The organism is Chryseobacterium geocarposphaerae, assembly GCF_002797535.1.
Classification (GTDB): Bacteria; Bacteroidota; Bacteroidia; order Flavobacteriales; family Weeksellaceae; genus Chryseobacterium; species Chryseobacterium geocarposphaerae.
Genome location: NZ_PGFD01000001.1, coordinates 1,714,465 through 1,739,406, shown reverse-complemented (window position 1 = coordinate 1,739,406; position 24,942 = coordinate 1,714,465). Strand labels below are relative to the sequence as shown.

Genomic DNA, 24,942 nt, shown 5'->3' with positions numbered 1-24,942 from the left:
TTAAATGATCTTATATACAAATACAATGGAAAAGAACTTCAAGAAGTGTATTTTATTTAACCTGTTTCTGTTTAAAAATAGAAATTGAAGACTTGAAATTGATTCCTGACAAACAGTTGTCAATACTTACCATTATCTTTACATCATCAATTATAATCAAAACAAAAATGAGTTATTGCTTAGCCATCGACGGAATGCAGCCTGAAAGCAGGAGAGAACTTCACAAAAATTACCATGATAACCATTATGGTTTCCCGATTCATGATGATAATGAATTATTCGGAAGGCTGATTATGGAGATCAATCAGGCCGGATTGAGCTGGGAAACAATTCTTAAAAAAGAGGAAAGCTTCAGAGAGGCGTACAGCAATTTTGAAATTGAAAAAGTAGCCCATTATACAGAAGCTGACCGTGAAAGGCTGTTGAACGACCCCGGAATTATCAGAAATAAATTAAAAGTAAATGCGGCCATAGAAAATGCAAAAACGATCCTCAGTTTGCAAGAAGAATTCGGTTCATTTGAAAAATGGCTGGAGCATCATCATCCCAAAACATTACCGGAATGGATGAAGCTTTTTAAGAAAACCTTTAAGTTTACAGGAGGTGAAATTGTGAATGAATTCCTGATGAGTATCGGCTATCTGAAAGGTTCTCATGCAGAAAGCTGTCCTGTGTATCATACTGTTTTAAAGCATCATCCTAAATGGTATACAAAATAGATTAATTTCGTTGCTGTCATTTCGACAACGGAGAAATCTTTTCATATAAACAATAGATGCTTCGATTCCTCAGCATGACAGCTCTAAGCTTTTATTAACTGAGAAAAGTTGAACTCTGACAACTATAAAAAATTCTAAGCATTAGAATCGAGCGATCCTAACATCTTTAGATGGACGACTTCAATACCTAGAGACGCTCAGCTTTAACACCTTGCATGGATTAGAATATGTTCTCTATATTTTCTATCTAAAGAGCCGAAGGAAGTAATGGCTTCTGAAAACATTCACTGTTGTCATTTCGACATCGAAGAAATCTTTCGTATAAAATCTAGGGATGCTTCGACTGCGCTCAGCATGACAGCCGAAATACTATATTAGATTTTAAGTCTCAATATTTATTTTAAACTTCTCACCGAAACATCGGGCTTTTCACCTTGCGGAACAATGAAAATAGCATTGTCACTGATAGAATCTCCTGCATCAAAATAATAGCTTCCGGTGACAGGAATGGTAGAGTTCATGAATTTTCCGGATTTATCATACGCTGAATATGTAACATTAATGATCTGCGCTTTCATTTTCAGCTGGATTTTCTTTGAAGTCAGCTTGGCTCCGGTAGCATTGATGCAGTCCAGTTCTACAATGCCAATATTACTTACGATTTGAGGAAATGAAGTAAGCCTGATATTATAAGACTTGTCCGAGTTATTTTTTACCGTTGCCGAAACTTTATAGCGGTCAAAAGGTTTTCCTCCGACTTCAACACTTTCCTTATTTAAAATATTAAAAGTGACGCTCATCCCGTTGATATCAACAGATTGTCCGTCTGATATTTTTTGAGCATTTAAATGACTTACAAATCCTAAAAAGATAACTAAGGCTAGTAGTAATGAGTTTTTCATAAATTATTGTATTTGGTGCTATTAAAGTTAAGAAAAGCGATTGGATTTATATCGATGTATTTGATAAAACATTTTTAATTAGTTCATCTTTTATTCTTAATAATTCGTCTTTGTTGTTCAAATTGACTTCAATTAAATTTTCTAAGCAATTGTTTTTTTCTAAAATCAATTTCTCTGAATATAAAGGATAATCATCTAGCCAAATAAAATCCGAAGAAAAGTCGATACCTTCTGTTTTTAAAGTCTCCCAATTGGTAGGTTTAATATTTTTAAAGATATAGATTGTAGTCTTGCTAAAGTAATTACTCAAATATTTAATTGTAGGATTTATATCTCCTTTACAATGCGTTGTTAGCCAATAACAGTCAAAATTTTCAACTATAAAATGCATAAACTCTTCAATGTTTTTAGCGGGCTGCGTTTGTTTTGATGTTAAAATAACACCATCAATATCTAAGTAAATTTTTTTAATCATATTCATAAGGTTCAACATTCCAATCATTTAAATACTCTCTGATAATATTGCTATCGATTTTAAAAGGAACTTCTTCATATTTCCATCCGTTTTCGGGAATCTTTAGTCCTATATAATCCTGCTTTACAGGATATAAAGGTAAGCTTTGAGATTTTTCTGGTTTTAAAGAGTCATAAATTATTAAAAACTTATCTCCTTTTTTATAGGAATCTGATATTGTTCTTCTAAAGGTTACACCATCAAGTTTATACATATAATCTGTCCCTACACCATTATTATTTTTATGATGCCAATCTGTAATGGCAATTGCAATAGTGAACTTTGGTCTTTTGAGCATATTTTTTGTTTCTATTGCTGAACCAATTAAACAAAAAATGATAAATAAAGCAAGGAATACAAAAAGGATAATGACAAAATACTTATCAGTGAACTTTTTTATAGAGGCTAGCTTGTACATTAGTTTTTATTTAAAACTACATTAACCCTCCTTTCAGCTTCCTCTTTAGAAATTCCGCTGTAAAAATCTTTTACAAATGGATGTTCATGACTTTCATGAGGATAAACAAATGGTCTTCCTATTTTGTTGTTAACGATCACATCAGTAGGAATACTTTCACTGAATTCATAATCAGGAAAATAATTTGAAAGCCATCCGAAATATCCACCTTCGAATTCTTCATTATCATAATTTTCCACATATTCGTTAAAACTTTTTTCACTTAAGGAAACCCAGATTCCATATTCAAGATCCTGGCAACTTTCATTGACTTCCTGAATCAGAACTGCGCGAACAAAGTAACATGTTTCATCAGGATATCTAATGATGCATAAATCTGGAGTTAATTCAGAATTTTTAAGTTCTTCCTCAGATAATTGGAAATATGGATAAGGTGCAGAATAAGCGATTGCAGGCCAATCTTCTTTTTCTTCGCCACAACATTGGCAGATGTATTTCGTCATATATTTAAAATTAAAAAGTGTAAGATTTACCCTACAGTTGGTGTATCCTCTTCTTTCAAAATCTTTTTCTCTTTCATAGAGAGCATCATTCTTTCATACTTATATTTTTCCCAGTCGAAGTGATTGAGAAAATCGAGAGCAGCCTGGAAGCCACGGTTGAAAAGTTCTTCTTTTTCCTCTCTTTTCATGAAGAAATTCAGCCAGCTGCTCGTTCCGCAATTTACGGTCTGAATGCTGAAAAGACGGTAGAACGAGTGTTTGGTAAGAAAAGTTTTATCATTAAATCCTTTTAGAGTACTGATGATATTTCCGGCGTAAGAAAATGGTGATTTTAAAATCACCTCGCTGGTTTTTCCTTTTTCGGAGGCAATATCAGAATCACTGGTCAGCTGTACTCCGAATAAAGGCATCCTTGGATAGAAAACATCATTGGCATGAAAGAGATCGATGGGAAAGTTGGAAATACTTCCACCGTCAATAAAAACTCCTACAGGATTGATGTCTTCCTTTTTGGTGTTCATCCAGAATTTCCAGGCATATTTTACCGAATCATCATCTTTATTAATGCGTTTTTGCATGGGTCCAAAAAAGAACGGAACCGACATGGAAGCCCGTACGAATTCCGCGGGACTGATGTGTTTGAGCTCTTCTTCAGACCAATAAAGATTGGCCATGGTAGGAAGCTCAACTTTTATTTTGGCATTAATATCTGTCGTAACAATAACGTATTCAGATTTTAGCTGATAAAAAGGATTGTTTTTATAATAGTCATTATTTACAGAACTCTCATAGAATATTTTATACCGGGTAGAATCAATATGCTCTAAGTTTTTCTCTTTGATGCTTTCAATGCTTTGTAAAGCTTTATTATAGTATTCCTGTCCGTTGCCATATCGGTAATGTAAACCTAGCTCATTTTCTTTTTGAATAAATTTTTTATTCAGTTCTGCTACGGTTTTTATTCCAAAGTTGTTCAGGACTTCTTTCATCTGGCTTAGGAAAGCATTTCCCGGATTGAAGCCGCTGTTTTGTTTTTTAAAGTCATTATACAGTTTCTTCAAACAGATCAAAGCAATAAGTATGGGGATTAAAGGGATCAGAAAAAGCAGTTTGGCTCGTAAGGTAGTTTCTGATGGAACGGCAAAGGGAATAATGACAAGAATGAGCATGAGAATGACAGCTAAGACTGCATTTATTTTAATAAAATTCTTGTTATTCAGCATGGCATGGATGGTTGTCTTTACATAGGGTTTTCCATCCATAAAATCTGCAAAATTCCAGTTGAAAAGGATGCCTTTTATCACTTCGCTTTTGGCTTCTTCTTTAGTTTTGCAGGCGGCAATAAGCATCGTATTAATAGCTCCCGCACTTGTTCCTGCAACTTTCAGAAAACGGATCCCGAAGATTTCAAGACCATACAGATAGCCCACCAATGCACTTCCCCAGACTCCGCCTCCTTCCTGTACGAATTCCACATATTGATTGCCATTAGCATCCAACAGATCCGAAAACTCTTTGCAGGATATTTTATCATACAATGCAGCAAGTTTTTCCTTAGAATCTTTGGAAAGGAAATCTTCCTCAAGAATTTTGTGTAAAGTTTCAGGTTTCATGGTTTGGTGTTTTTATGAAATGGTTATTTCAAAGGTAGTCTGTCATTCTGAATGAAAGGGACTAAAACTAAGAATCTTTAAATACTTATGAGATTCCTCCTTCGTCGGGATGACAGTTACAATGATATATTTTTTTACCATTCAAAGTTAATTATGTTTGAAATATTTATTCCCAGTGTTTTCACGATATTAATGAAGTTACCATTGTTTTCTGCGAGCATAAATAAAAGTGCAGATCACTACAACAGCCATCAGTCCCAAGGTGAAAAAATATCCGTTTTTATGGTGCAGTTCAGGCATATGGTCAAAGTTCATTCCATACACTCCGGCAATAAAAGTGATAGGTAAAAAGTAGACCGAATAGATGGCTAAAACTTTCATGACCTGATTGGCTTTCTGATCAGAAAGAGCCAAAAACATGGAGATAAGGTTGGTGATTTGAATATTTAAATGGTCGAAATCTGCTACAACATCCTTATGCTTATCCTTTAAATCCACTACTTCGGAATCCTGCAAATTCAATAATTTGAATTTATCAATAGCATCTGTAGAAATTGTCAGCACCCTGGAATTAAGGCCTGATTTTCTTTTTAATTTATAAAGTCTTCTGATCTGATTGGTGTGGTTAGTATTTTTAAGGAAAATTTCATTCTCAATATTATCCATGGTTTCCATCAGACTCACCGATTCATCATCGAAACTTTTCATGATCAGTAAAGCAATCATTAAAGCAATTTTGTCAGGAGTAGTATTGCCCTCTGTGGAAGAAAGCTCTTTTTTGGTATGAAAAATACTTTTGGTCTTCATCCGGTGAATGGTGATAATAGTATTGTTGATAAGAAAAATCCCTATTTTGGTACTGATATCACTTATCGTATTGAGCGTTTTTCTTTCCAGTTCTGTACTTTCCCGCAGAAGAAAAAACTTCACGCTTCCGTCTTCTTCATACTTTGGTAAGTGGTTCGGGTCTAAGGTATCCTCCAATAGCAGATGGTTGATTTCATACCTCTCATGAAGAAATTTTAGGTCTTCTTCGGTAGGAGCTTCCACATCTACCCATTCGCACAGGGAGTCTCTATATATTGTGTTAATTGGCATAAGTAAAAATAGTAATATTTTGAAATCCTATGTATTAAATAAATTTTATCTTTGCCAAAATTAAAAAACTATATGATTAAAAGTACAATAAAAGGGATTGGATTTTATGTTCCGGACAACGTTGTTACGAATGATGATCTAGCAAAATTAATGACGACCAATGATGAGTGGATTACGGAGAGGACGGGAATCAAAGAAAGAAGACATAGAAAAAACAGAAATGACAGTCAGGAAACCACGGCATATTTGGGCTTTAAAGCGTCTGAGAAAGCGCTAAAGAATGCAGGTTTGACCGCTAAAGATATCGACTATATTATTTTCGCAACGCTTTCACCGGATTATTATTTTCCGGGATGTGGGGTGCTGTTGCAGGATATGTTAGGTTGTGATACCATTGGAGCATTGGATGTAAGAAATCAATGTTCAGGTTTTGTCTATGCCATGAGCGTTGCCAATGCTTTTATTAAGTCGAATACATACAAAAATATTCTGGTGGTTGGTGCAGAAATTCATTCCTTCGGATTAGATTTTTCTGATGAGGGAAGAGGAGTTTCCGTAATTTTCGGAGATGGAGCAGGAGCGATCGTACTTTCTGCGACTGAAGATGAAAATGCGGGAGATATTTTGTCTTTCAATATGCATTCTGAAGGAAAGTATGCCGATGAGCTGTGTACCCAGTTTCCGGGTTCTAAATTCGGTTGGAGCGACAGAATGAGAAAGGAACCGGAAAATGTTACGAATAAAGAGGTATATCCAATTATGAACGGAAACTTTGTATTCAAACATGCGGTAACAAGATTTCCTGAAACAATGCAGGAAGCCTTGGAAAAAGCTGGAAAAACCATAGAAGACCTGGATATGTTTATTCCGCACCAGGCAAATTTGAGAATTGCTCAGTTTGTTCAGCAGAAGTTTGGATTACCGGATGAAAAAATTCATAACAACATCCAGAAATATGGAAACACAACGGCTGCTTCTATTCCGATTGCTTTAAGTGAAGCGATAGAAGAAGGGAAGATCAAAAGAGGAGATTTGGTACTTCTTTCCGCTTTCGGAAGCGGATTTACCTGGGGTAGCGTTTTATTTGAATATTAAATTATACCATATAAAAAGCCGAAGAATTTTCTTCGGCTTTCTTATTTATAATTCTTGTACTCTTAAAGAGTTTTTAGAAGCTTTTCAGTATCTGCAGAATCCTGTCCTGTGCTTTTTGCCAGTTCAATTGATTTTTCCGCCCACAATTTAGCATTCTTTTTATCACCTATTTTATTGTAAAGGTTTGCTAAGGTATCCGTATTGGCATAGTTTTCATTTTTCTTTACAGACTCTTGAGCCCATGCTAATGCTTTTTCCAAAGAAGATTTGTTGCTTACGTTTTCAAAGAAATTCCAGGCGATAGAGTTCAATTCTTCTGAAGAGAGAGCTGAAGTATCTTTGTAAAGCTCCATCGTCAGTTTTTCATAGGTTGCAAAATCTTTATCTCTTAATGCTCTTCCTGCCTGTGCCTTTTTAAGGGTTTTTTCAGCTTCTTCTTTTGATAAGAATTTTTGAGCTTCCGTCAGGAAATAGTTATCATTCCAGGTTTTTGTATCCTTATTATATGACTTTTTGAAGAGTGTACTTACTTTGATGTTTTTATCAATCGCATCATATTGTTCAGTCGGAATAACCTTTGTGATCTCAGTCTTTTTAGACTGGAAAATTTTGTATAACGGACTGTCTGATGTTTGAGCTCCGGAAAGAAGCATCTGTACGTCATCTCTGTCTAATTCAGTCTTAGCAGTAAAATAACGCTCTAAAACTCTTCCTGCAAATTCAGTGTCGCTATAGATTGTAAGACCAGCAAGGTTTTTCAAAAACTCAGGATTTTTTTCTCCGTTCTCGAACTTTTGTTTCAAAGCGGTTAATCTTTTGCTCGGATCTTCCGCATCTTTTGCAAACTGAATGAAATCCTTTTCTTCTACATATCCTAAAGTTCTGTGCACGATTTCTCCGTTTCCGTCTACGAAAAGATAAGTCGGGTAAGCTTTTACATTGTATTTTTTAGCAAGTTCAATTCCTTCCCCTTTTTCCATATCGATTTTTGCATTCACGAAGTGGCTATTATAATAATCACCAACAGCCTGAAGCGGAAAGATATTCTTTGCCATCAGCTTACAAGGTCCACACCAAGTAGTATATGCATCTATGAACACCAATTTTTTTTCTTTTTTGGCTTTCGCTAAAATAGTTGCGAAATTGCCTTCTTCAAATTTCATTCCCTGAGCAAATGCTAGTGCTCCGATAAACAGGGAAGATAATATTGCTAATTTTTTCATTTAAATTTTTTTGACCGCTACAAATGTAATCATTAAGAGCATTATATTATTTGATTATTTGAAAAATATTGCAAAGTATTTACGGAAAGGAAATTAAAAAGATAAAACAACAAGAAAATCCGCAATATGCATTACGGATTTGTATCATTGGCTCCCAATTTAGGAAGTAATTAAATTTTTTATTTCTTTGGAGAAGTAAGGCTGTCTTTAGGGATTTTGGCTGTATCTGCCGTTGTTTGCGAAGGTTCAGAATTTGCCACAGCGCTGTCTCCCATAGAGTTCCTGATAGAATCTTTATTATGAGCTTCTTTAAATTCTTCTCTGTTTTCTTTTTTGTCTGCACAGCTTCCTAAAAACAGTAAACCTAAGCCGGTAACGATCCATAGTTTTTTCATATTGATTGTTTTAATGTTACTCAAATATAATAATAAAACATAAATGTTTAATAATTATAAAAGACAATGGCTTGAAGCAATAAAAATAGCTCAGCCGCGGAACGAAGTTCCGCGGCTGAGCTATTTTAAGATTAAACTTATCCTTATCTTGTTGCAGGTGGTACTGCGGTAGAATCAACCTTTAGAGTATCAATTTTTGCAGGGGTTGACCTTGTAGTATCTACAGAAGTTGAATTCGGATTGGTATTCTGCATAGATGATTCTTTGGTGCCGCAGCTCACGACAAAAATTCCTAACCCTATGGCTAGTAACAAAAACTTTTTCATACTATTTTATTTTTTGGTGTAGATGATAAAGTCCAATTATTATTCCGATTTGGGATGGTATAGTATTAAATATCAATAAAATAGACTAAATTTTGTTAAAAGTGGACAAAATCTTCTTATTGATGCCTTTATTTGAATGTAGTTATAAAACATTTCTTCCTGCTTTACAAAAAAGAAGCCCCGAAACCGAAGTTCCGAGGCTGTATTTCAAATGAACAACAAGTAATCATTGTTCATTATGTATTGCTGATTACCCTAAGTACGGATATTTATAATCTTTAGGAGAAACAAAAGTTTCTTTAATAGATCTTACAGAAGTCCATCTCAGTAAGTTCATTTTAGAACCTGCTTTATCATTAGTTCCTGAAGCTCTGCCACCACCGAAAGGCTGCTGACCAACAACTGCACCAGTTGGTTTGTCATTGATGTAGAAGTTTCCGGATGCATTTTCCAATGCCTTGAATGCTTCGTTGATAGCATATCTGTCTTGAGCAAACACAGAACCTGTCAATGAATAAGGAGAAGAAGAATCTACTAGTTGTAAAGTTTCAGCCCATTTTGCATCTTCATACACGTAGATAGATAAAATTGGACCGAAGATTTCTTCAACCATACTTTCGTACTGAGGATTTGTAGTTTCGATAACTGTTGGGTGAATGAACCATCCTTTAGAATCATCACAAGTTCCACCGATTACTACATTGGCTTCACCTGAAGCATTGGCTCTGTCGATATATCCTTTACATTTTTCGAAAGAATTTTTGTCGATTACTGCGTTTACGAAGTTGGATGGATCTTCCGGAGAACCAATTTTAATGGAAGCAATCTGGGTTTCCATTACTTTCTTCACATCAGCCCAAAGAGATTGAGGAATATAAGCTCTTGAAGCCGCAGAACATTTCTGCCCCTGATATTCGAAAGCTCCTCTCACCAAAGCTGTAGCTACTGCTTCTACGTTGGCAGAAGGGTGAGCGATAACGAAATCTTTTCCACCGGTTTCCCCAACGATTCTTGGATATGTTCTGTAATTGTGAATATTATCACCGATCATTTTCCACATTCCCTGGAATACTTTTGTAGAACCTGTAAAGTGAAGACCCGCAAAGTCTCTGTGTGCCAGAACTTTCTCAGCAGTTTCTTTTCCGTCTGTAAAGATCATGTTGATTACCCCAGCAGGAAGTCCCGCTTCAGTTAAAACATCCATAATTACTTTTGCAGAATAGATTTGCTTATCAGAAGGCTTCCAAACCACTACGTTTCCAAGCATGGCCATACAAGTTGGCAAGTTTCCTGAAATTGCCGTAAAGTTGAACGGAGTTACTGCAAAACAAAATCCTTCCAATGGTCTGTATTCTACACGGTTCCAGATTCCAGCATCAGAAACCGGCTGCTCAGAATACATTTCCGTCATGAATTCAACATTGAATCTTAAGAAATCAATAAACTCACAAGCAGAATCAATCTCGGCCTGGTGTACGTTTTTCGATTGTCCGATCATGGTAGCAGCGTTGATTACATCTCTGTAAGGACCCGCTAAAAGATCAGCAGCTTTTAAGAAAATTGCTGCACGTTGTTCCCAACCCAGCTCGTTCCATTCTTTTTTTGCAGCCAATGCAGCGTTGATAGCATCGTCCACATGTTGCATTGTTCCTCTGTGGTAAAATCCGAAATCATGAGCATGATCCTGAGGAGACTGAAGTTGAACCTTATCATCAGTTCTTACTTCCTTACCATTAATGATCATTGGGATTTCTACTTTTTCGGCCCACATTTTCTTGTATTGAGCGATAAGGCTTTTTACTTCCGGAGTTCCCGGTGCATAAGAATTTACCGGTTCGTTTACTGCAAATGGTACTTGCGAAATTGCTTTAGACATATTACGTTGTATTATTTTTTAATTTGCTAATGATACAAATTTACAACATTTAATCCTGACAAAAAATCGATAGCACCTATTTACATCTTTTCGTTTTCTAATATTTTGAGAACCAGTTTTTCTTCCTGAGTTAAGCCCGCTTTACCATCATTTTCTTCTATTTTTTCCAGCTCATCAAGATATTTTTTGATGCTGTTGTTTTCATACAAAGTGATGACCAAAGGATGGACATAATATTTTTTACAGACTGTGCTTGTATTTCCGAGATGAGAAGCCACCATTTCGAGAGCTTCCTTCACCTTTCTTTTATATTCGGTGTTGGTTTCAGCGTACCCGATTTCTTTAAAAGCAATTAAAGCATTTACCGTTCCCGACCACGTCCGGAAATCTTTTGCTGTAAAATCGTCGCCGCTGATTTCTTTAATGTACTCATTCACCATCCCCGAATCTATAGAATGATGATTGCCTTCGTCATCATAATATTGAAACAATTCCTTTCCCGGAATATCCTTACATTTCTGGACTAATTTTGCCAATCTTTTGCTTTTAAGATCCACATTATGCATGATACCTTTTTTTCCTTTGAATGAAAAGGTGATTTTCTGCCCTTTGATTTTTACATGTTTATCTTTTAAAGTCGTTAAGCCAAACGAACCGTACAATTTTTCATAGACATTATTGCCAATCCGGATGTTTGTTTTTTGCATTAGGCTGACAATTAAAGCGAGGATTTTCCGCTTTTCAAAATTTCTTAAAGCCAGATCCTGTTCAATATGAAGTCTCATAGCAGGTAAGGCGTATCCGAATTTTAGCATTCTGTAAAATTTCGTATGATTCCTCAATGCATTCCAAAGCGGATGATAACGGTACTGTTTTCTCTTTTTTACATCAAAACCAGTAGCCTGAAGATGACCATTATCCAATGCGCAAATCCATACATTTTCCCAGGCTGGAGGTATTACCAGTCCGTTTATTCTTTTGATCTCGTCTTTATCCTTTATTCTTTCCCCATCTTTGAAATAGGAATATTTTTTACCCCGTTTTTTTCTGATAATACCTGCTGATTCCGTATCTGAGGTATAGATAAGATTTACCGCTTTCGCAGAAGCTTCCGGGTCTTTCAGGATTTTAAGGATCTTAGAAGGTTTCAGATGAGAAATGATATCTAAGTCTGGATTATCCATTCTGCATCATTTTAAGAGTTTTTACCTCTGGAGAATAGCCATAAAATGATACCAATAACTCCTACTACTAAAATAATTCCCCACCACATTCCAGCTTTAAAGATGGTTTCTACTGCTTCACAGCTTGTTAATGATAGCAAACTGAACATTGCGAGACTGTATAAACTTAATTTTTTCATAATAATTTATTTTGGTGTTTAGTATTCTAAATTCTATGCAGATCGGGCCTCCAATTTTGAATTGACTTCTTGATTTCATCTCCTGAAATATTTTCATGAAGGGCTTTATAGAGCAATTCTTTAAATTCATCATCATAAGCGAATCTCAATGCTGCAATTTGATCAAATTTCAGTTTTTCTTCAACCTCATCAGATCTGTTTCCGAAAATTTCAAAATACCGCTGTTTGAATTCAAGTCTTACCAACCGGTTTTGAAGTCCTAAAGCATAATGTTGTCTCAGCATGAGAGCCAGATAGAAAAGCAGGAAAATAATAATCGAAAATAATATCCAGAGTAGCTGATTCGTACTGTCGTTAAAAACTTTATAAATACCCAGAATTTCTAAAATAATGAGAACGGGTAGATAGATAAAATGGTGTGGTGGATAAAATTTTTTGTGATTTTTGTAATTCTGTCTTTCCATACTGCGAATACTGCAAGAATCTTTCCAAAAAAATAAAAATTAGATATTCATCTTTTAATACGTAATTGATTTGATAATAACCTGCTGTAAATTGGACGCTGAACTTTCATGTTAGAACCTTAAAAATTTGTAACTTTCCCTCTTTAAAAATCATAAAAATGACTTCAAAGGAAAAAGTAGCTGCGCTTCGCGAAGAAATGCAGAAAAATAATGTTGATGCATTTATAGTATATTCTGCAGATCCGCATATGAGCGAATATTTGCCCGAAGAATGGCAGGAGAGGGCTTGGCTGTCCGGATTTTTAGGTTCTGCAGGTTTTGTAGTGGTTACAAAAGATAAAGCCGGACTTTGGACAGACGGAAGATATTTTACACAAGCAGCTATTGAGTTGGAAGGTTCAGGAATTGATCTTTTCAAAGACGGTATGGAAGGAACGCCTAATTATATCGACTGGATTATTTCCGAAATTCCTGCAAACGGAAAAGTAGCTGTAAATGCATTGGCAACAGCACATGCCAACTGGGAAATTTTAACTCAAAGATTAAATTCAAAAAATATAATGCTGGTTGATAACCCTCTTTTGAAGCAAATCTGGGTTAACAGAGGTACACCATCAAATAATCCGATTTTTGTGCATCCTGTAAAATGGGCTGGGAAATCGGTTACCGATAAAATTGCTGCTATCCGCCAGAAAATGGAAGAACAGGAAGCAACCGTTCACATTATTTCAAGTCTGGATGATGTTGCTTGGACACTGAATTTAAGAGGAAGTGACGTACAAAGCAATCCTGTATTTTTAGGATATATCATTATCACCAAAAATGATGCAATCCTGTTTACTGGTCTGGAGAAATTAGAAGTTGAAGCCAGAAAACAAATGGATGAATCTTTTGTAAAAATGATGCCTTATGAAGAGTTCTACAATCATTTAAAAGTATTCAAAAATGAAAAAGTTTTGGTTTCCCCAAACAGCAACCAATCTATTTTTGAAGCACTAAAATCCGATAATCAATTTATTAAAGCTCCGGTTCCCGGAAATTTAATGAAAGCTCAGAAAAATGAAACAGAGCTGGAAGGTTTCAGAAAAGTAATGGTGAGAGACGGAGTTGCCATGGTGAAATTTCTGTATTGGCTGACTCACAGTGCCGGAAAAGAAGCAATGAATGAATATTCAATCGGGGAAAAACTGAGAAGGTTCCGTGCTGAGGGAGAAAATTTTGTAGGAGAGAGTTTCGGAAGCATTGTTGGGTATAAAGACAATGGTGCCATTATGCATTATTCTGCAAAAAGCGAAGGAAGCAAAGAAGTAACGAATGACGCGAGTATTCTGGTAGATTCCGGAGGTCAGTATCTTGAAGGAACTACTGATATTACAAGAACATTGGCTTTAGGAACAGTTTCTGAAGAATTCAAAAGAAATTCTACCTTAGTTTTACAGGGAATGATCCGTTTATCAATGGTTAAATTCCCGAAAGGAACAAAGGGAGTTCATTTAGATGCTATTGCAAGATTACCATTATGGATGGAAGGAAAAGATTTTAACCACGGAACGGGTCATGGGGTAGGAAGCTTTATGAATGTTCATGAAGGACCGCAGAATATCAGAAAAGATATGAATCCACAGGATCTTTTGGTAGGAATGGTTTGCTCAAACGAACCTGGGTATTATCTTGAAGGAGACTACGGAATCCGTCACGAAAACCTGATCGCAGTGAAGGAAGCAGAAAAAACGATCCATGGAACATTCTATGAGTTTGAAACATTGACGCTTTGTCCTTTCTTTAAAGATACGATTGTAAAAGAAATACTTTCAGAAAGTGAAATTAACTGGTTGAACAGCTATCATAAAACCTGTGAAGATAAGCTCGCTCCGTTTTTGGAAGGTGATATTAAAGAATGGTTCCTGAACCTGGTAAGCCCGCTTTAATACATTAAAAATAATAAAAAGCCTTGTAATAATACTTACAAGGCTTTTTTTATTAATTGAAATAGGGATAATAATAATTTATTTATTTTTCTCTAATTTGTGAAAAATAAATATTATATTTGTGTAGCAAAAATACCAAATCACACCTTTCATATACATTAGTAAATTCAAAAGCAGTAAGTCATCCCTTTTTGGGGGTGATTTTTAGATTTAATAAGCTTTTTAGTATTCCTGATATTTTTAAGAAGAAATGAAATAGTGACAATAGATAAACGGTATAATTCTTTGCAATTAAAAAACGTAAATTTGCAGCATGAATAACGATACCATTTGTGCGTTGGCTACAGCCAATGGAGTAGGAGCTTTAGGGATTATCAGAGTTTCGGGGAACGATGCTTTATCAGTCGTTCAAAAATCTTTTCCTGCAAAAAAGCTGGCGAAGCAGAAGTCTCATACCATTCATTACGGATATTTTGTAGATGGGGAAGAGGTGATAGATGAAGTCATGCTCTCAATATTTCTGGCACCAAAAAGTTTTACCACGGAAAATTCTGTGGAAATAGCTTTTCACGGTTCTCCGCACATTGGAAAACGTATTCTTGAGACTTTGATTAAAAACGGAGCGAGAATGGCAAAAGCAGGGGAATTTACTCTTCGTGCTTTTATTAATGGGAGAATTGACCTTTCTCAGGCTGAAGCGATTGCCGATGTTATTGCTTCTGAAAATGAAGCTTCAAGGAAAGTAGCCATCAATCAGCTGAAAGGGGGAATTACCAATGAAATCTCTTTTTTAAGGACTGATCTACTCAATTTTGTCTCTTTAATTGAGCTGGAGCTGGATTTTGCTGAAGAAGACGTGGAGTTTGCTGACCGGTCCGCATTGGTAGGGCTATTGAATAAAATCGAACTAAAATTAAATTTATTGATCGAAAGTTTCCAGTACGGAAATGCCATCAAAAACGGAACTGCAGTAGCCATTATCGGAAAACCGAATGCAGGAAAATCTACGTTGCTTAATGCTTTGTTGAAGGAGGAAAGAGCGATCGTAAGTAATATTGCGGGAACCACAAGAGATACTATTGAAGAAGTTTTACATATTAAAGGTCATGCATTCCGATTGATCGATACAGCCGGACTTCGTGAAACAGTGGACGAAATTGAAGCGATTGGTGTAAAAAAAGCCAAAGAAAAGGTAGAAAATGCTAACATTCTAGTATACTTGGCAGATGCAGGAACTGAAGATTTTTCTGAGGATATTGAGATGATAAAATCTTTATTGAGAGAGGATCTGAAACTGATTATCTGTTCAACGAAAATTGATGAGGTTTCCCCGTCAATCTATGAAAAAGTAGAAGATATTTTCAGAAATGAGATTACACATGATTTCGATTTTATTAAAATTTCTGCCGTAGAAAACCAGAATATTCAGGATCTGAAAAACGAATTGTCTTCTTATGTTGAACAGTTAAAAGCATCCGAAAATAACGTGGTTATTACCAATCAGCGTCATTTCGAAGCTTTACAGAAATCTTTGGATGCTGTGCATAAAGTAAAAGAAGCGATTACCTTCCAAATCTCTACGGAATTATTGGCCTATGAACTTAGAAACGCTTTGGAACATCTTGGTGAGATTTCCGGTGAGGTAACAAATGATGAGGTTTTGGGGAATATATTTTCTAAGTTTTGTATCGGAAAGTAACGATTCTCTATACCATAAAACTATACTCATTAATCAAGAAAAGAAGTATTAAATTTACATTTTCCTATCCTTTCTTGATCTAAGTTTACCACTAAAAATATAGAATTAGCATATATTGTTATTTTTTACGTTTTCCAATATTTGACGGAGATACCCCAAATTCTTTTTTGAAAACAAAAGAGAAATGGGAAAGATCTTCAAAGCCAAGTTCAGTGTAAATATCAGTGGGCTTTTTGTGCTCTTTATCTAACAGAAAATAAGCTTCATCCAAACGTTTTTTCATCAGCCATTTTCCTGGAGTGGTATTAAAAATGGCTTTAAACTCTCTTTTGAAAGTTGATAAGCTCCGCCCGCTCATAAATGCAAACCTTTCCATACTGATGTTGAATTTATAATGTTGGTTCATAAAAGATTCCAGCTCAATTTTGTGCGGAACATTGAAATTGAAAAATATATTTTTTAGTTCAGAATTATTATTGAGCAAAATCATCAACAATTCTTCACGTTTGATATCAACAAAAACATCATCCAATTGTTCGGTTCCATTGTAGTAAGGCTCTAGAGACTGTATAAAATTATTGATCAGCTTATCTTCCTTGATAAATAAAAATGCGTCATTACTGGTAGATGGTTCGGTTTGATAAGGGTGGCGTGCAAGAAATTTCTTTAAAAAGACTTCATCAAAAGCAATAATTACTTTTTCAAACTGTCCCTCGTCTTTGTGTTTGGTATAACGAACAAAATGATTTTTTCTTGCGACACAGTAATCTCCGGGTTTCATCTCGTAATGTTTGTAGCCGTCATATGAAATCATGGATCCTTTAAGTAAAAACAGAAAAAAATGCTCCGGAATAAACTGTTCGGGTGATATCTCTGGCCCTAAATGGCAGGATTGTAGATTATTTAATTTCATGATGTTAATTTTCTTTGATCAGTTAAATGAATAAGATTTCGGGCATGATTACTCAATATGGATTTTGAAAAAAACTGTACCGAAAAATTAAGTGTTTCACCAAAATTCCGATACAGTAATTTTATTGCTTTTAAATCTAACAAAATTTCATCAAACATTCATTACACTGTCTGCACTTGCCAAGAGCGCTTCTTCCCGGCTTCTCGGGTTCCAATTAAGTACAGATCTGGCCTTTTCGTTGGACATTTGTTTGTAATATACTCTGTCAATAGGTTCCAGCCTCTTCATTTTTTTGGTAAACTGCGGTCTTTCTTTTTTAAATAGTTCAGCTACATCATAAAAACTCATTGTACCCTCTGAAGTTGCAATAAAACGTTCACCGGCAGCATTAGGATGAAGCATTGCTTTGATATGGATGTCTGCTACATCTCTCACGTCCACTACGCCCATAGTAAAATGAGGTGTTGACTCAAGATCTCCGTTTAAAATTCCTATAACGGCAACATCCAGGGAAGCGGAAGTAATACCCCCAATTGCAGGACCAAATATACCAACAGGATTAATGACGGACATTTCCAGATTATTTCCTTCTTCTTCGATAAACTTCCATGCAGATTTTTCAGCTACAGTTTTAGATTTAATGTAAGCGGGAAGATCAATATTCGTATCTGTCCAATCTTTTTCTGTGAAAATATAATTTTCAATATCAGTACTGTAGCCGACTGCAGCAAATGAAGAAGTTAATACCACCCGTTTTACTCCTCCGTCACGTGATGCTTTTAAAACCCGTAATGCTCCGTCTCTTGCCGGAATTATAAGCTCATTTTCATCCTTTGGATCCTTTGCAGGGAAGGGAGATGCAACATGAAGGACATAATCACAACCCTTTACCGCTTCATCCCAATTGTAGTCATTTGTTAGATCGGCTTCAATAAAAGAAAGAGGTGAAAAATCTGTAATTCCTGATTCTTCCAATGCTTTAATTATCTGATCTTTTTTTGAAAGTGAACGAAGGGTTGTTCTGACTTGATAGCCTTGCTGTAATAACTGCAAAACAGTATGAACTCCTAAAAAACCTGTTCCGCCGGTTACCAACACTTTTGTTTTTTGTGCGTTTTCCATTTTTTTAAATTTACAGGACAAAGTTGAGGATTATTTTAATCGTTCATTTTGTTGTGGAGTTCAAAATTTATTTGTTGTAAAGTCCAAATGATAATGTTATTCATAGCTTTACATTTGTAATAAAAACTTATTTTTTGCACTTCATATTTCGCCAAGTTGTATTTAGATTTTTTAATCAGTCTATAACTATTTTTTCATTTTTACAATCCAGATATAAAACATTGTTCAGAAAAATTTTATTCCCTAGCATTCCTGTCATTCCTGAAAATTTCATAAGTGCGTATTGTGTTTGTGAAAATCCTTCTACATAGGTAACATGGCCGAGTGGAATCTTTTTGTTTTGAAATTCAATATTCTGATCACAAGTTGCAGTATAGCTGGTAAGGATATTCTGCCATGATCGGGCTTGTTCGATGACTACACGGGAATGAGGAGATTTTAAATTCGTCCATTCTTCTTTTTGGGTAAGCAATTCATAAGCGCTCGTTCCGGAATCGAACAGAAATTGTTTTTCTTTTCCTTTCAATATTCCTTTCAAAATAATCTTTCTCTTTTTAAACTTAAAATCCATTAGTTGATCAGTATATTGAGAGGGAGCCTTAGTAAGATTAAAAACCAGATAACTGTTTTTAAAATTAATGAGAGTTCTGTTGTTTTCCAGGATGTCAGCTCCCAAAGTTCCGATAATAGGAAAAGTGTCTTTGTGATCGTTTTTACCCTGATTGATGAGCTTAAACCGATTTGAAGATATTTCAGTTTTTCCTAAAGTGAAGGATGCTTTTGCCCGGCCACGACTGATTTGTATTGCTTTAATGTTTTTAATAGCCTGTGTGTATAGCACTGTTGAAGGAGAACCGGTATCAAACTGTAAATAATAAGTAGTGGAATCTGTTGGAAAATGAATAGGGACAAGCAAAACATTTTTATCATTTCCTAACCATATCATAGGAACTTTTCCGCTTTCGTTTTTTACCGTTAAATAATTTTTTTCGGGAGTGAATTTTTGATTGAAATAAAAATATGTGCCAATCAATACCAGAATTAAAGTGACTAAAAAAGCCAGTACAATTTTCTTAAAAATTTTCATTGTTATTTTTTTTGCAAGATTCGTGGATTTCAACAGAATTCTTACAAAAATAAGGCGACAATTTTACGACAATTAAAGTTTTTAAACTATAAAAAATTGGTTTTCAGTTTGATATGTAAAGTGTTGTTTTGGTTTAAACTGATGCCATTTCTAATGATGATGAACAGTTTTACACCGAGTAAACTGATAAGAGGAATGAGAAAAAGAGGAAACCGGATGCCTGAAAGGTGCTGAATAAACGGACTGATAATCATAAAAAGAGACAGAACGGCGGCTAATAAAATTTGTATGCTGATAATATCTTTTCCGATTTCTTTGGTTTTAGGGTCTCGGGTTTTATGGGTTAGAATCAGAGGCATAATAATTCCTCCGAATGGAATGATGAGACCAACTAAAGAAGAGAGATTAATAAGTTTAGCTCTATTGTTTGGGCCCTTTTCCTGAACAGATGGCACGATCTTTTCGGTTTCAATTTCTAGAGCTTTTGCAATAGCTTTTAAAGTAAAACCTTTAGGAGTACTTCCTGCTTCAATCCTCTGAATGGTCCTTAATGAAAGTCCTGATTTTTCAGCAAGCTCTGCTTGGGTCATATGCTGTTGTTCTCTGAAGGTTTTAACCTGATTGCTCATTTTGTATTAGTTCAATAAATAAATTTCAATAAGTTAAACTTAACAAATAATTAAAAAGAACACAAGAATATTAATCTTAAAAATCAAAAATTCCGTATATTTTAGTTGTATTAGCAGTTAGCCGTATATGGAATAGTTATTACACTTTTACAAATCATAAAAAAGAAATAATATGCAAATTGAAACACGATCGTTAAAGCTTGAAGATTACGATGAACTGGTAGAAGTTATGAAGCTTGCCTATCCAAAAATGTCAGAATACGTTTGGGCAAAGAAAAGCATTGCCAAGCTTACTAAAATTTTTCCTCAGGGCCAGATTTGTATTACAGTAGACGGAAAACTGGCGGCAGTCGCTCTTTCGATTATAGTAAATTATGAAGATTTTGGAGATGATCATACCTACAGCGATATTACAGGAAATTATACATTTAATACCCATTCTTCTACGGGAAATGTTTTATATGGTATCGAAGTTTTTGTAGATCCGCAGTATCGTGAATTGAGACTGGGACGCAGGCTCTATGATGCACGTAAAGAGCTTTGTGAATTGCTGAATCTGAAATCTATTGTATTGGGCGGAAGAATTCCTAACTATCACGAATACAGCCACGAACTTTCTGCCAGAGATTATATTCGCAAGGTGAGAGATAAAGAGATATATGATCCGGTTCTTTCGTTTCAGCTGTCCAATAACTTTCTGCCTATCAAGGTGCTGAAAAAATACCTTCCGGAAGATGAATCGTCCAGAGAAAATGCTGTTTTGCTGCAATGGAATAATATCTATTACAGTAAAAAGCCGAATACGATGCAGGACAGTATCATAAGGATCGGTCTCGTGCAGTGGCAGATGAGACAGTTTAAAGATATTGATGCCTTCTATGAGCAGGTAGAATTTTTTGTCGATGTAATGGGAGACTATAAATCGGATTTTGTTCTGTTTCCGGAACTTTTTAATACGCCTTTATTAGCGCCATTCAATAACTTATCGGGAAGGGACAGTATGATTGAGCTGGCAAAAATGACTGAAAGTATTAAAAACAAAATTTCCGAATTGGCGATCAGCTACAATGTGAATATTATTTCAGGAAGTATGCCCGTATTTGAGAATAATGATCTGTATAATGTAAGCTATCTTTTGCACAGGGACGGAAGAATTGATGAATACCGAAAAATTCATATTACCCCGAATGAGAGAAAGTATTATGGGATGAAAGGAGGAAGTGAGATCAAGGTTTTTGATACGGATTGTGGCAAAATAGGATTGGTAATCTGCTACGATGTCGAATTTCCTGAGCTTCCGAGAATACTGGCTGATCAGGGAATGAAAATCCTGTTTGTACCTTATCTTACCGATACTCAGAATGCGTATATCAGAGTAAGACATTGTGCGGCTGCCAGAGCGATTGAAAACGAATGCTATGTTGCCATTGCAGGCTGTGTAGGAAACCTTCCGGGCGTTAATAATATGGATATTCAGTTTGGACAGGCAGCGGTGTTCACGCCGTCAGATTTTGCATTTCCTTCTAATGCGGTAAAAGGAGAAGCAACACCCAATACAGAAATGACCTTAATTGTTGATGTTGATCTGAATCTTCTGAAAGATTTGCATTATAATGGTTCTGTACAGGTTTTGAAAGACAGGAGAACGGATTTATATGAAACTTATTTGAAATAGATGACATGAAATTAACATACTGAATATTTTGCTTTAATTTGCATTCTGATTTAATAACTATGAAGAAATTTTTGATTTTTATATTAATGTTTTTCAGTTTGTATGGTTATTCTCAAATGCAAGAAATTTTCACTGAGAATTTGATTAAAAGTAAATTTGATAGTATTCATATCTATGCTAATAAAAATGGCAAATTACTTCTGACAAAAATTATTAGTTATGATAAACAAAAACAGGAAATTTGCCTCAATGATAAGGATAATGCTGAAAAGTCTAATGTTTTGTTTACTATTTTTAAAATTAGCAATGATTATAAAATTATTGAAGAGAAGAAGTTTTATAAAGGTTTGGAAATAAAAAATAATGATTTAAAAGATACTTTAGTAAACTTAGTTACGAAATATTCCTACGAAAAAAACAATATTCAAAAGTTTTATTATGATTCAAAAAATAAACTTTCAAAAAAAGAATTTCAAATAATGGATGGAAAAGGACGAAAGACAGAAATTATTAATACTTTGTATTTAGATAATGATATTGTTCTTAGTGATATTGAAAAATATTTTTGGTATTCAAAGGGAAGTGGTTATAGATTAGAGTCTGAACAATTTACTTTTCCTAGACAAAAATTTATTGGAGATTATGAATTAGATGAATATGGAGATCCAATTTCGGTGAAAGGAAAACTTGAAGTAGAAGGGAAAACTGAAGAGATTAAAAAAACTAAATTCGTGATACATAAAAAAGAACTTGATGAAAAAGGGAATGTTGTAAAGATATTTGAAATAGAAAAAGGGAAAAGGATATTAAAAGAAGTAAGACAAATTTTTTATGGTGGAAAATAAAGATGCCTGAAAATTCAGGCATCTCGTTTTAGAAATATATATAAGTAAAATTACTTCAATGTAAACTTAACTTTCGTCTTGATTGCATCAGAAGAATTTCCGATTTGCGCTTCAAAATCTCCCGGCTCAGCTACCCAATCGTGCTTTTGAGGATCGAAGAAGCTTAAAGCAGATTTATCAATAGTAAATGTTACCTCTTTTTCTTCTCCCGGATTTAAAAATACCTTTTCAAAACCTTTCAGTTCTTTGGTAGGTCTTTCAACAGAAGATTTCAAATCAGAAATATATAATTGAGCAACCTCGGCTCCGGCTCTTTTTCCTGTGTTTTTCACAGAAACTGTAAACGTAATTTTGTCGTCCTGAGACATTGTTGTTTTATCAGCTTTTGCTTTTCCAAATTCGAAAGTAGTGTAGCTCAAACCATGTCCGAAACTGAATAATGGCTTAATTTTTTTCGTATCATGCCATCTGTATCCTACAAAAATTCCCTCGTTGTACGTAATATTGATAGGGTTTTTCTGATCTTTTCCTTTTCCGGCTGCCAATTCCTCTTTATTTCCCGGATATTCTCCCAATTGGTGGGCTGAATTATCTTCCAGCTTCACAGGAAAAGTAAACGGCAATTTTCCTGAAGGGTTAGCATCTCCGGCTAAAATTGAAGCAATGGAATTTCCTGCTTCTGAGCCTAAATACCAGGATTGTAAAACGGTTGGAACCTCTTTGATCCAAGGCATTGCTACTGCATTTCCTGAAATTAGAACTACTGCAAAATTTTTATTTGCTTTTGCTAATGCAGCAATCACGCTGTCCTGGTTGTATGGCAATCCGTAGCTTTTTCTGTCATTTCCTTCACTGTCCTGGAAATCGGCTTTATTCAATCCTCCGACAAAAATGACGTAATCAGATTTTTTTGCCAATTCAACAGCTTCATTCAGTAATTCAGCAGGAGAACGGTCATCTTTTAAATCCTGTCCGGATTTTACACCGTTGTATTCTCCGCCGATATCTCCCACATAACCTCTTGCATATTGTACATCCGACTGTTTTCCGAATCTTGCTTTAATTCCGTCTAAAGGAAGTGTTTCATATTTCACTTTTAATGAAGAAGAACCTCCACCAACAGTCATGATCTTGATTGCATTTTCACCAATTACCGCAATTTTTTTAGCTTTATTGATATCGATAGGAAGTACATTTCCCTGGTTTTTCAACAGAACAATTCCTTCTTCGCCGATTTCTTTGGCAATCGCTTTATGCTCTTCAGAAGCGATGTTTCCGAAAGGCTTGTTTCTGTTCATTGTTGTTTTATAAGCTAAATTTAAAAGTCTCGAAACTTTGTCATCAAGCTCTTTTGTCCCCACTTTACCGGATTTTATTAAATCTAAGTAAGGTTTTGCTAAATAATAATTGTCGTAAGCATTTTTTGTACCTGCGGAAAGTCCGTTAGTCCAGCTTCCGAATTCAAGATCCAATCCGTTATGAATAGCCTGTTCAGTATTGTTTACAGCACCCCAGTCAGAAACTACAACGCCTTTATATTTCCATTCTCCTTTCAAAATATCATTCAAAAGATATTGGTTCTGGCTTGCATACTGACCTTTGTACATGTCATAAGCTCCCATGATGGTCCAGGAATCTCCTTCTGTTACAGCTGCCTTGAAAGCCGGAAGATAAATTTCATACAACGCTCTGTCATCCACTTTCACGTTACTTGTATGACGGAACATTTCCTGATTGTTCAGTGCAAAATGTTTCACAGAAGTTGCAACGCCATTGGATTGAACTCCTTTAATATAAGGAACCACCATTTTTGAAGTCAGATAAGGATCTTCCCCCATATACTCAAAATTCCTTCCGTTCAGTGGAGTTCTGTAAATATTTACTCCGGGTCCTAAAAGAATATCTTTTTTTCTGTAACGGGCTTCTTCTCCAAGTGCTTTTCCGTAGTTCCATGACATTTTTTTGTTCCATGTTGCAGAAAGTGCTGTTAAAGCAGGATAGGCAATAATGGAGTCATTCGTCCAGCCTGCCTGGTTCCATTCGTCCCACATTACTTCAGGGCGAACTCCGTGAGGTCCGTCTGTTGTCCAGAATTCAGGAATTCCCAGTCTTGGAACTCCCGGAGAACTGAATTTTGACTGTGCATGAAGCATGGCCACTTTCTCTTCAAGAGTCATTCTGGAAAGTACATCCTGAACTCGTTGCTCAACGGGTTTTGATTCATCTAAATAAACGGGTAGAGTAGTATTTTGAGCCATATACGAAGCAGAAATAAAAGTAAATAAACTTACAATGGCGGTTTTCTTTAACATAAAAGCCTTCTTTTTTGATTGGTAACAAAAATAGCAAAAAATATTTATTATCTCAAATTGAGAAAATATATTTTTTTAATAAATGTCTAATTATCATCAGCTTTTATCAAAAAGTAAATCAAATTAATCAAATAGGAAAATGAAATTAAAAGAAAAGGCATCATTTCAAAATATATGAAACAATGCCAACAATATATAATAATAGACTTCTTTAATAGTCAAA

Annotated in this window: 24 protein-coding genes; 6 read left to right on the top strand and 18 right to left on the bottom strand. The window is 35.2% G+C overall.

Annotated features, from left to right (window positions below; translation table 11 throughout):
• Positions 1 to 167 precede the first annotated feature (167 nt).
• Positions 168 to 719: a DNA-3-methyladenine glycosylase I gene (locus CLV73_RS07680; protein WP_100376254.1), complete on the top strand. Its 552-nt coding sequence runs from the start codon at positions 168 to 170 to the stop codon at positions 717 to 719.
• 395 nt (positions 720 to 1,114) lie between these two features.
• On the opposite strand, the gene CLV73_RS07675 is transcribed toward CLV73_RS07680, so the two are convergent.
• The 6 genes from CLV73_RS07675 to CLV73_RS07650 all read right to left on the bottom strand — a co-directional run bounded on the left by CLV73_RS07675 (position 1,115) and on the right by CLV73_RS07650 (position 5,767).
• Entirely contained in the window at positions 1,115 to 1,621 is a 507-nt protein-coding gene (locus CLV73_RS07675; RefSeq protein WP_100376253.1) for a hypothetical protein, read from the bottom strand.
• A gap of 46 nt (positions 1,622 to 1,667) precedes the next feature.
• Entirely contained in the window at positions 1,668 to 2,096 is a 429-nt protein-coding gene (locus CLV73_RS07670; RefSeq protein WP_157798754.1) for a hypothetical protein, read from the bottom strand.
• On the bottom strand, positions 2,089 to 2,433 hold the full coding sequence (locus CLV73_RS07665; protein WP_157798753.1) for a hypothetical protein: 345 nt from the start codon (positions 2,431 to 2,433) through the stop codon (positions 2,089 to 2,091). Before CLV73_RS07665 ends, CLV73_RS07670 begins: the two co-directional genes overlap by 8 nt.
• Before the next feature lie 119 nt (positions 2,434 to 2,552).
• Positions 2,553 to 3,056 carry a DUF2199 domain-containing protein gene (locus tag CLV73_RS07660; protein ID WP_100376250.1) on the bottom strand — a complete coding sequence of 168 codons (504 nt, stop codon included), beginning with the start codon at positions 3,054 to 3,056 and terminating at the stop codon, positions 2,553 to 2,555.
• A 26-nt stretch (positions 3,057 to 3,082) separates the two neighbouring features.
• Positions 3,083 to 4,669: a patatin-like phospholipase family protein gene (locus CLV73_RS07655; RefSeq protein WP_100376249.1), complete on the bottom strand. Its 1,587-nt coding sequence runs from the start codon at positions 4,667 to 4,669 to the stop codon at positions 3,083 to 3,085.
• 198 nt (positions 4,670 to 4,867) lie between these two features.
• Positions 4,868 to 5,767 carry a magnesium transporter CorA family protein gene (locus tag CLV73_RS07650; RefSeq protein WP_100376248.1) on the bottom strand — a complete coding sequence of 300 codons (900 nt, stop codon included), beginning with the start codon at positions 5,765 to 5,767 and terminating at the stop codon, positions 4,868 to 4,870.
• 72 nt (positions 5,768 to 5,839) lie between these two features.
• Here CLV73_RS07650 and CLV73_RS07645 point away from each other — a divergent pair, with 72 nt between their 5' ends.
• A complete protein-coding gene (locus CLV73_RS07645) occupies positions 5,840 to 6,862 on the top strand; it encodes a 3-oxoacyl-ACP synthase III family protein (RefSeq protein WP_100376247.1) in 1,023 nt (340 codons plus the stop codon).
• Positions 6,863 to 6,924: 62 nt separating this feature from the next.
• Here the strand turns inward: CLV73_RS07645 and CLV73_RS07640 are convergent, their stop codons facing one another.
• The 7 genes from CLV73_RS07640 to CLV73_RS07610 form a co-directional block, all read right to left on the bottom strand.
• Positions 6,925 to 8,085, bottom strand: a complete 1,161-nt coding sequence (locus CLV73_RS07640; protein ID WP_100376246.1) for a thioredoxin fold domain-containing protein — start codon at positions 8,083 to 8,085, stop codon at positions 6,925 to 6,927.
• 179 nt (positions 8,086 to 8,264) lie between these two features.
• Positions 8,265 to 8,480: a hypothetical protein gene (locus CLV73_RS07635; protein WP_100376245.1), complete on the bottom strand. Its 216-nt coding sequence runs from the start codon at positions 8,478 to 8,480 to the stop codon at positions 8,265 to 8,267.
• A gap of 143 nt (positions 8,481 to 8,623) precedes the next feature.
• On the bottom strand, positions 8,624 to 8,806 hold the full coding sequence (locus CLV73_RS07630) for a cytochrome C551 (RefSeq protein ID WP_100376244.1): 183 nt from the start codon (positions 8,804 to 8,806) through the stop codon (positions 8,624 to 8,626).
• Between the two features lie 250 nt (positions 8,807 to 9,056).
• Entirely contained in the window at positions 9,057 to 10,682 is a 1,626-nt protein-coding gene (gene pruA / locus CLV73_RS07625) for an L-glutamate gamma-semialdehyde dehydrogenase (RefSeq protein ID WP_100376243.1), read from the bottom strand.
• An 80-nt stretch (positions 10,683 to 10,762) separates the two neighbouring features.
• Complete coding sequence (locus CLV73_RS07620; RefSeq protein WP_100376242.1) at positions 10,763 to 11,866, bottom strand: DNA topoisomerase IB; 1,104 nt, start codon at positions 11,864 to 11,866, stop codon at positions 10,763 to 10,765.
• A gap of 11 nt (positions 11,867 to 11,877) precedes the next feature.
• Complete coding sequence (locus CLV73_RS07615; RefSeq protein WP_100376241.1) at positions 11,878 to 12,045, bottom strand: phosphatidate cytidylyltransferase; 168 nt, start codon at positions 12,043 to 12,045, stop codon at positions 11,878 to 11,880.
• Between the two features lie 26 nt (positions 12,046 to 12,071).
• On the bottom strand, positions 12,072 to 12,509 hold the full coding sequence (locus CLV73_RS07610) for a DUF6526 family protein (RefSeq protein WP_100376240.1): 438 nt from the start codon (positions 12,507 to 12,509) through the stop codon (positions 12,072 to 12,074).
• A gap of 158 nt (positions 12,510 to 12,667) precedes the next feature.
• Here CLV73_RS07610 and CLV73_RS07605 point away from each other — a divergent pair, with 158 nt between their 5' ends.
• Together CLV73_RS07605 and mnmE are read left to right on the top strand one after the other, a co-directional pair.
• Complete coding sequence (locus CLV73_RS07605; RefSeq protein ID WP_100376239.1) at positions 12,668 to 14,437, top strand: aminopeptidase P family protein; 1,770 nt, start codon at positions 12,668 to 12,670, stop codon at positions 14,435 to 14,437.
• 313 nt (positions 14,438 to 14,750) lie between these two features.
• Complete coding sequence (gene mnmE, locus CLV73_RS07600; RefSeq protein WP_100376238.1) at positions 14,751 to 16,136, top strand: tRNA uridine-5-carboxymethylaminomethyl(34) synthesis GTPase MnmE; 1,386 nt, start codon at positions 14,751 to 14,753, stop codon at positions 16,134 to 16,136.
• Between the two features lie 118 nt (positions 16,137 to 16,254).
• On the opposite strand, the gene CLV73_RS07595 is transcribed toward mnmE, so the two are convergent.
• The 4 genes from CLV73_RS07595 to CLV73_RS07580 all read right to left on the bottom strand — a co-directional run bounded on the left by CLV73_RS07595 (position 16,255) and on the right by CLV73_RS07580 (position 19,887).
• Positions 16,255 to 17,049 carry a helix-turn-helix domain-containing protein gene (locus CLV73_RS07595; RefSeq protein WP_100376237.1) on the bottom strand — a complete coding sequence of 265 codons (795 nt, stop codon included), beginning with the start codon at positions 17,047 to 17,049 and terminating at the stop codon, positions 16,255 to 16,257.
• Positions 17,050 to 17,199: 150 nt separating this feature from the next.
• Positions 17,200 to 18,171 carry an SDR family oxidoreductase gene (locus CLV73_RS07590; protein WP_100376236.1) on the bottom strand — a complete coding sequence of 324 codons (972 nt, stop codon included), beginning with the start codon at positions 18,169 to 18,171 and terminating at the stop codon, positions 17,200 to 17,202.
• Between the two features lie 175 nt (positions 18,172 to 18,346).
• The gene (locus tag CLV73_RS07585) at positions 18,347 to 19,258 is read right to left on the bottom strand and encodes a hypothetical protein (RefSeq protein WP_100377016.1); all 912 of its coding nucleotides are present in this window, start codon (positions 19,256 to 19,258) and stop codon (positions 18,347 to 18,349) included.
• An 86-nt stretch (positions 19,259 to 19,344) separates the two neighbouring features.
• Entirely contained in the window at positions 19,345 to 19,887 is a 543-nt protein-coding gene (locus tag CLV73_RS07580) for a helix-turn-helix domain-containing protein (protein WP_100376235.1), read from the bottom strand.
• A gap of 172 nt (positions 19,888 to 20,059) precedes the next feature.
• Between CLV73_RS07580 and CLV73_RS07575 the strand changes: the two genes are divergently transcribed.
• Together CLV73_RS07575 and CLV73_RS07570 are read left to right on the top strand one after the other, a co-directional pair.
• Positions 20,060 to 21,562 (top strand): carbon-nitrogen hydrolase family protein, encoded by a 1,503-nt coding sequence (locus tag CLV73_RS07575; RefSeq protein ID WP_100376234.1) that lies wholly within the window; start codon positions 20,060 to 20,062, stop codon positions 21,560 to 21,562.
• Between the two features lie 59 nt (positions 21,563 to 21,621).
• A complete protein-coding gene (locus tag CLV73_RS07570; RefSeq protein ID WP_100376233.1) occupies positions 21,622 to 22,407 on the top strand; it encodes a hypothetical protein in 786 nt (261 codons plus the stop codon).
• 50 nt (positions 22,408 to 22,457) lie between these two features.
• Here the strand turns inward: CLV73_RS07570 and CLV73_RS07565 are convergent, their stop codons facing one another.
• Positions 22,458 to 24,719, bottom strand: coding sequence for a glycoside hydrolase family 3 C-terminal domain-containing protein (locus CLV73_RS07565; RefSeq protein WP_100376232.1), 2,262 nt, complete (start codon positions 24,717 to 24,719; stop codon positions 22,458 to 22,460).
• Positions 24,720 to 24,942 lie beyond the last annotated feature (223 nt).

Excerpts from the sequence above, each read along its gene's own strand:
- CLV73_RS07680 (WP_100376254.1), top strand. The coding sequence starts at position 168 with ATGAGTTATTGCTTAGCCATCGACGGAATGCAGCCTGAAAGCAGGAGA.
- CLV73_RS07585 (WP_100377016.1), bottom strand. The coding sequence starts at position 19,258 with ATGAAAATTTTTAAGAAAATTGTACTGGCTTTTTTAGTCACTTTAATT.
- CLV73_RS07580 (WP_100376235.1), bottom strand. The coding sequence starts at position 19,887 with ATGAGCAATCAGGTTAAAACCTTCAGAGAACAACAGCATATGACCCAA.
- CLV73_RS07675 (WP_100376253.1), bottom strand. The coding sequence starts at position 1,621 with ATGAAAAACTCATTACTACTAGCCTTAGTTATCTTTTTAGGATTTGTA.
- CLV73_RS07615 (WP_100376241.1), bottom strand. The coding sequence starts at position 12,045 with ATGAAAAAATTAAGTTTATACAGTCTCGCAATGTTCAGTTTGCTATCA.
- CLV73_RS07660 (WP_100376250.1), bottom strand. The coding sequence starts at position 3,056 with ATGACGAAATACATCTGCCAATGTTGTGGCGAAGAAAAAGAAGATTGG.
- CLV73_RS07595 (WP_100376237.1), bottom strand. The coding sequence starts at position 17,049 with ATGAAATTAAATAATCTACAATCCTGCCATTTAGGGCCAGAGATATCA.
- CLV73_RS07650 (WP_100376248.1), bottom strand. The coding sequence starts at position 5,767 with ATGCCAATTAACACAATATATAGAGACTCCCTGTGCGAATGGGTAGAT.
- CLV73_RS07670 (WP_157798754.1), bottom strand. The coding sequence starts at position 2,096 with ATGATTAAAAAAATTTACTTAGATATTGATGGTGTTATTTTAACATCA.
- pruA (WP_100376243.1), bottom strand. The coding sequence starts at position 10,682 with ATGTCTAAAGCAATTTCGCAAGTACCATTTGCAGTAAACGAACCGGTA.
- CLV73_RS07635 (WP_100376245.1), bottom strand. The coding sequence starts at position 8,480 with ATGAAAAAACTATGGATCGTTACCGGCTTAGGTTTACTGTTTTTAGGA.
- CLV73_RS07640 (WP_100376246.1), bottom strand. The coding sequence starts at position 8,085 with ATGAAAAAATTAGCAATATTATCTTCCCTGTTTATCGGAGCACTAGCA.
- CLV73_RS07655 (WP_100376249.1), bottom strand. The coding sequence starts at position 4,669 with ATGAAACCTGAAACTTTACACAAAATTCTTGAGGAAGATTTCCTTTCC.
- CLV73_RS07565 (WP_100376232.1), bottom strand. The coding sequence starts at position 24,719 with ATGTTAAAGAAAACCGCCATTGTAAGTTTATTTACTTTTATTTCTGCT.
- CLV73_RS07665 (WP_157798753.1), bottom strand. The coding sequence starts at position 2,433 with ATGCTCAAAAGACCAAAGTTCACTATTGCAATTGCCATTACAGATTGG.
- CLV73_RS07645 (WP_100376247.1), top strand. The coding sequence starts at position 5,840 with ATGATTAAAAGTACAATAAAAGGGATTGGATTTTATGTTCCGGACAAC.
- CLV73_RS07575 (WP_100376234.1), top strand. The coding sequence starts at position 20,060 with ATGCAAATTGAAACACGATCGTTAAAGCTTGAAGATTACGATGAACTG.
- CLV73_RS07605 (WP_100376239.1), top strand. The coding sequence starts at position 12,668 with ATGACTTCAAAGGAAAAAGTAGCTGCGCTTCGCGAAGAAATGCAGAAA.
- CLV73_RS07610 (WP_100376240.1), bottom strand. The coding sequence starts at position 12,509 with ATGGAAAGACAGAATTACAAAAATCACAAAAAATTTTATCCACCACAC.
- CLV73_RS07630 (WP_100376244.1), bottom strand. The coding sequence starts at position 8,806 with ATGAAAAAGTTTTTGTTACTAGCCATAGGGTTAGGAATTTTTGTCGTG.
- CLV73_RS07570 (WP_100376233.1), top strand. The coding sequence starts at position 21,622 with ATGAAGAAATTTTTGATTTTTATATTAATGTTTTTCAGTTTGTATGGT.
- mnmE (WP_100376238.1), top strand. The coding sequence starts at position 14,751 with ATGAATAACGATACCATTTGTGCGTTGGCTACAGCCAATGGAGTAGGA.
- CLV73_RS07620 (WP_100376242.1), bottom strand. The coding sequence starts at position 11,866 with ATGGATAATCCAGACTTAGATATCATTTCTCATCTGAAACCTTCTAAG.
- CLV73_RS07590 (WP_100376236.1), bottom strand. The coding sequence starts at position 18,171 with ATGGAAAACGCACAAAAAACAAAAGTGTTGGTAACCGGCGGAACAGGT.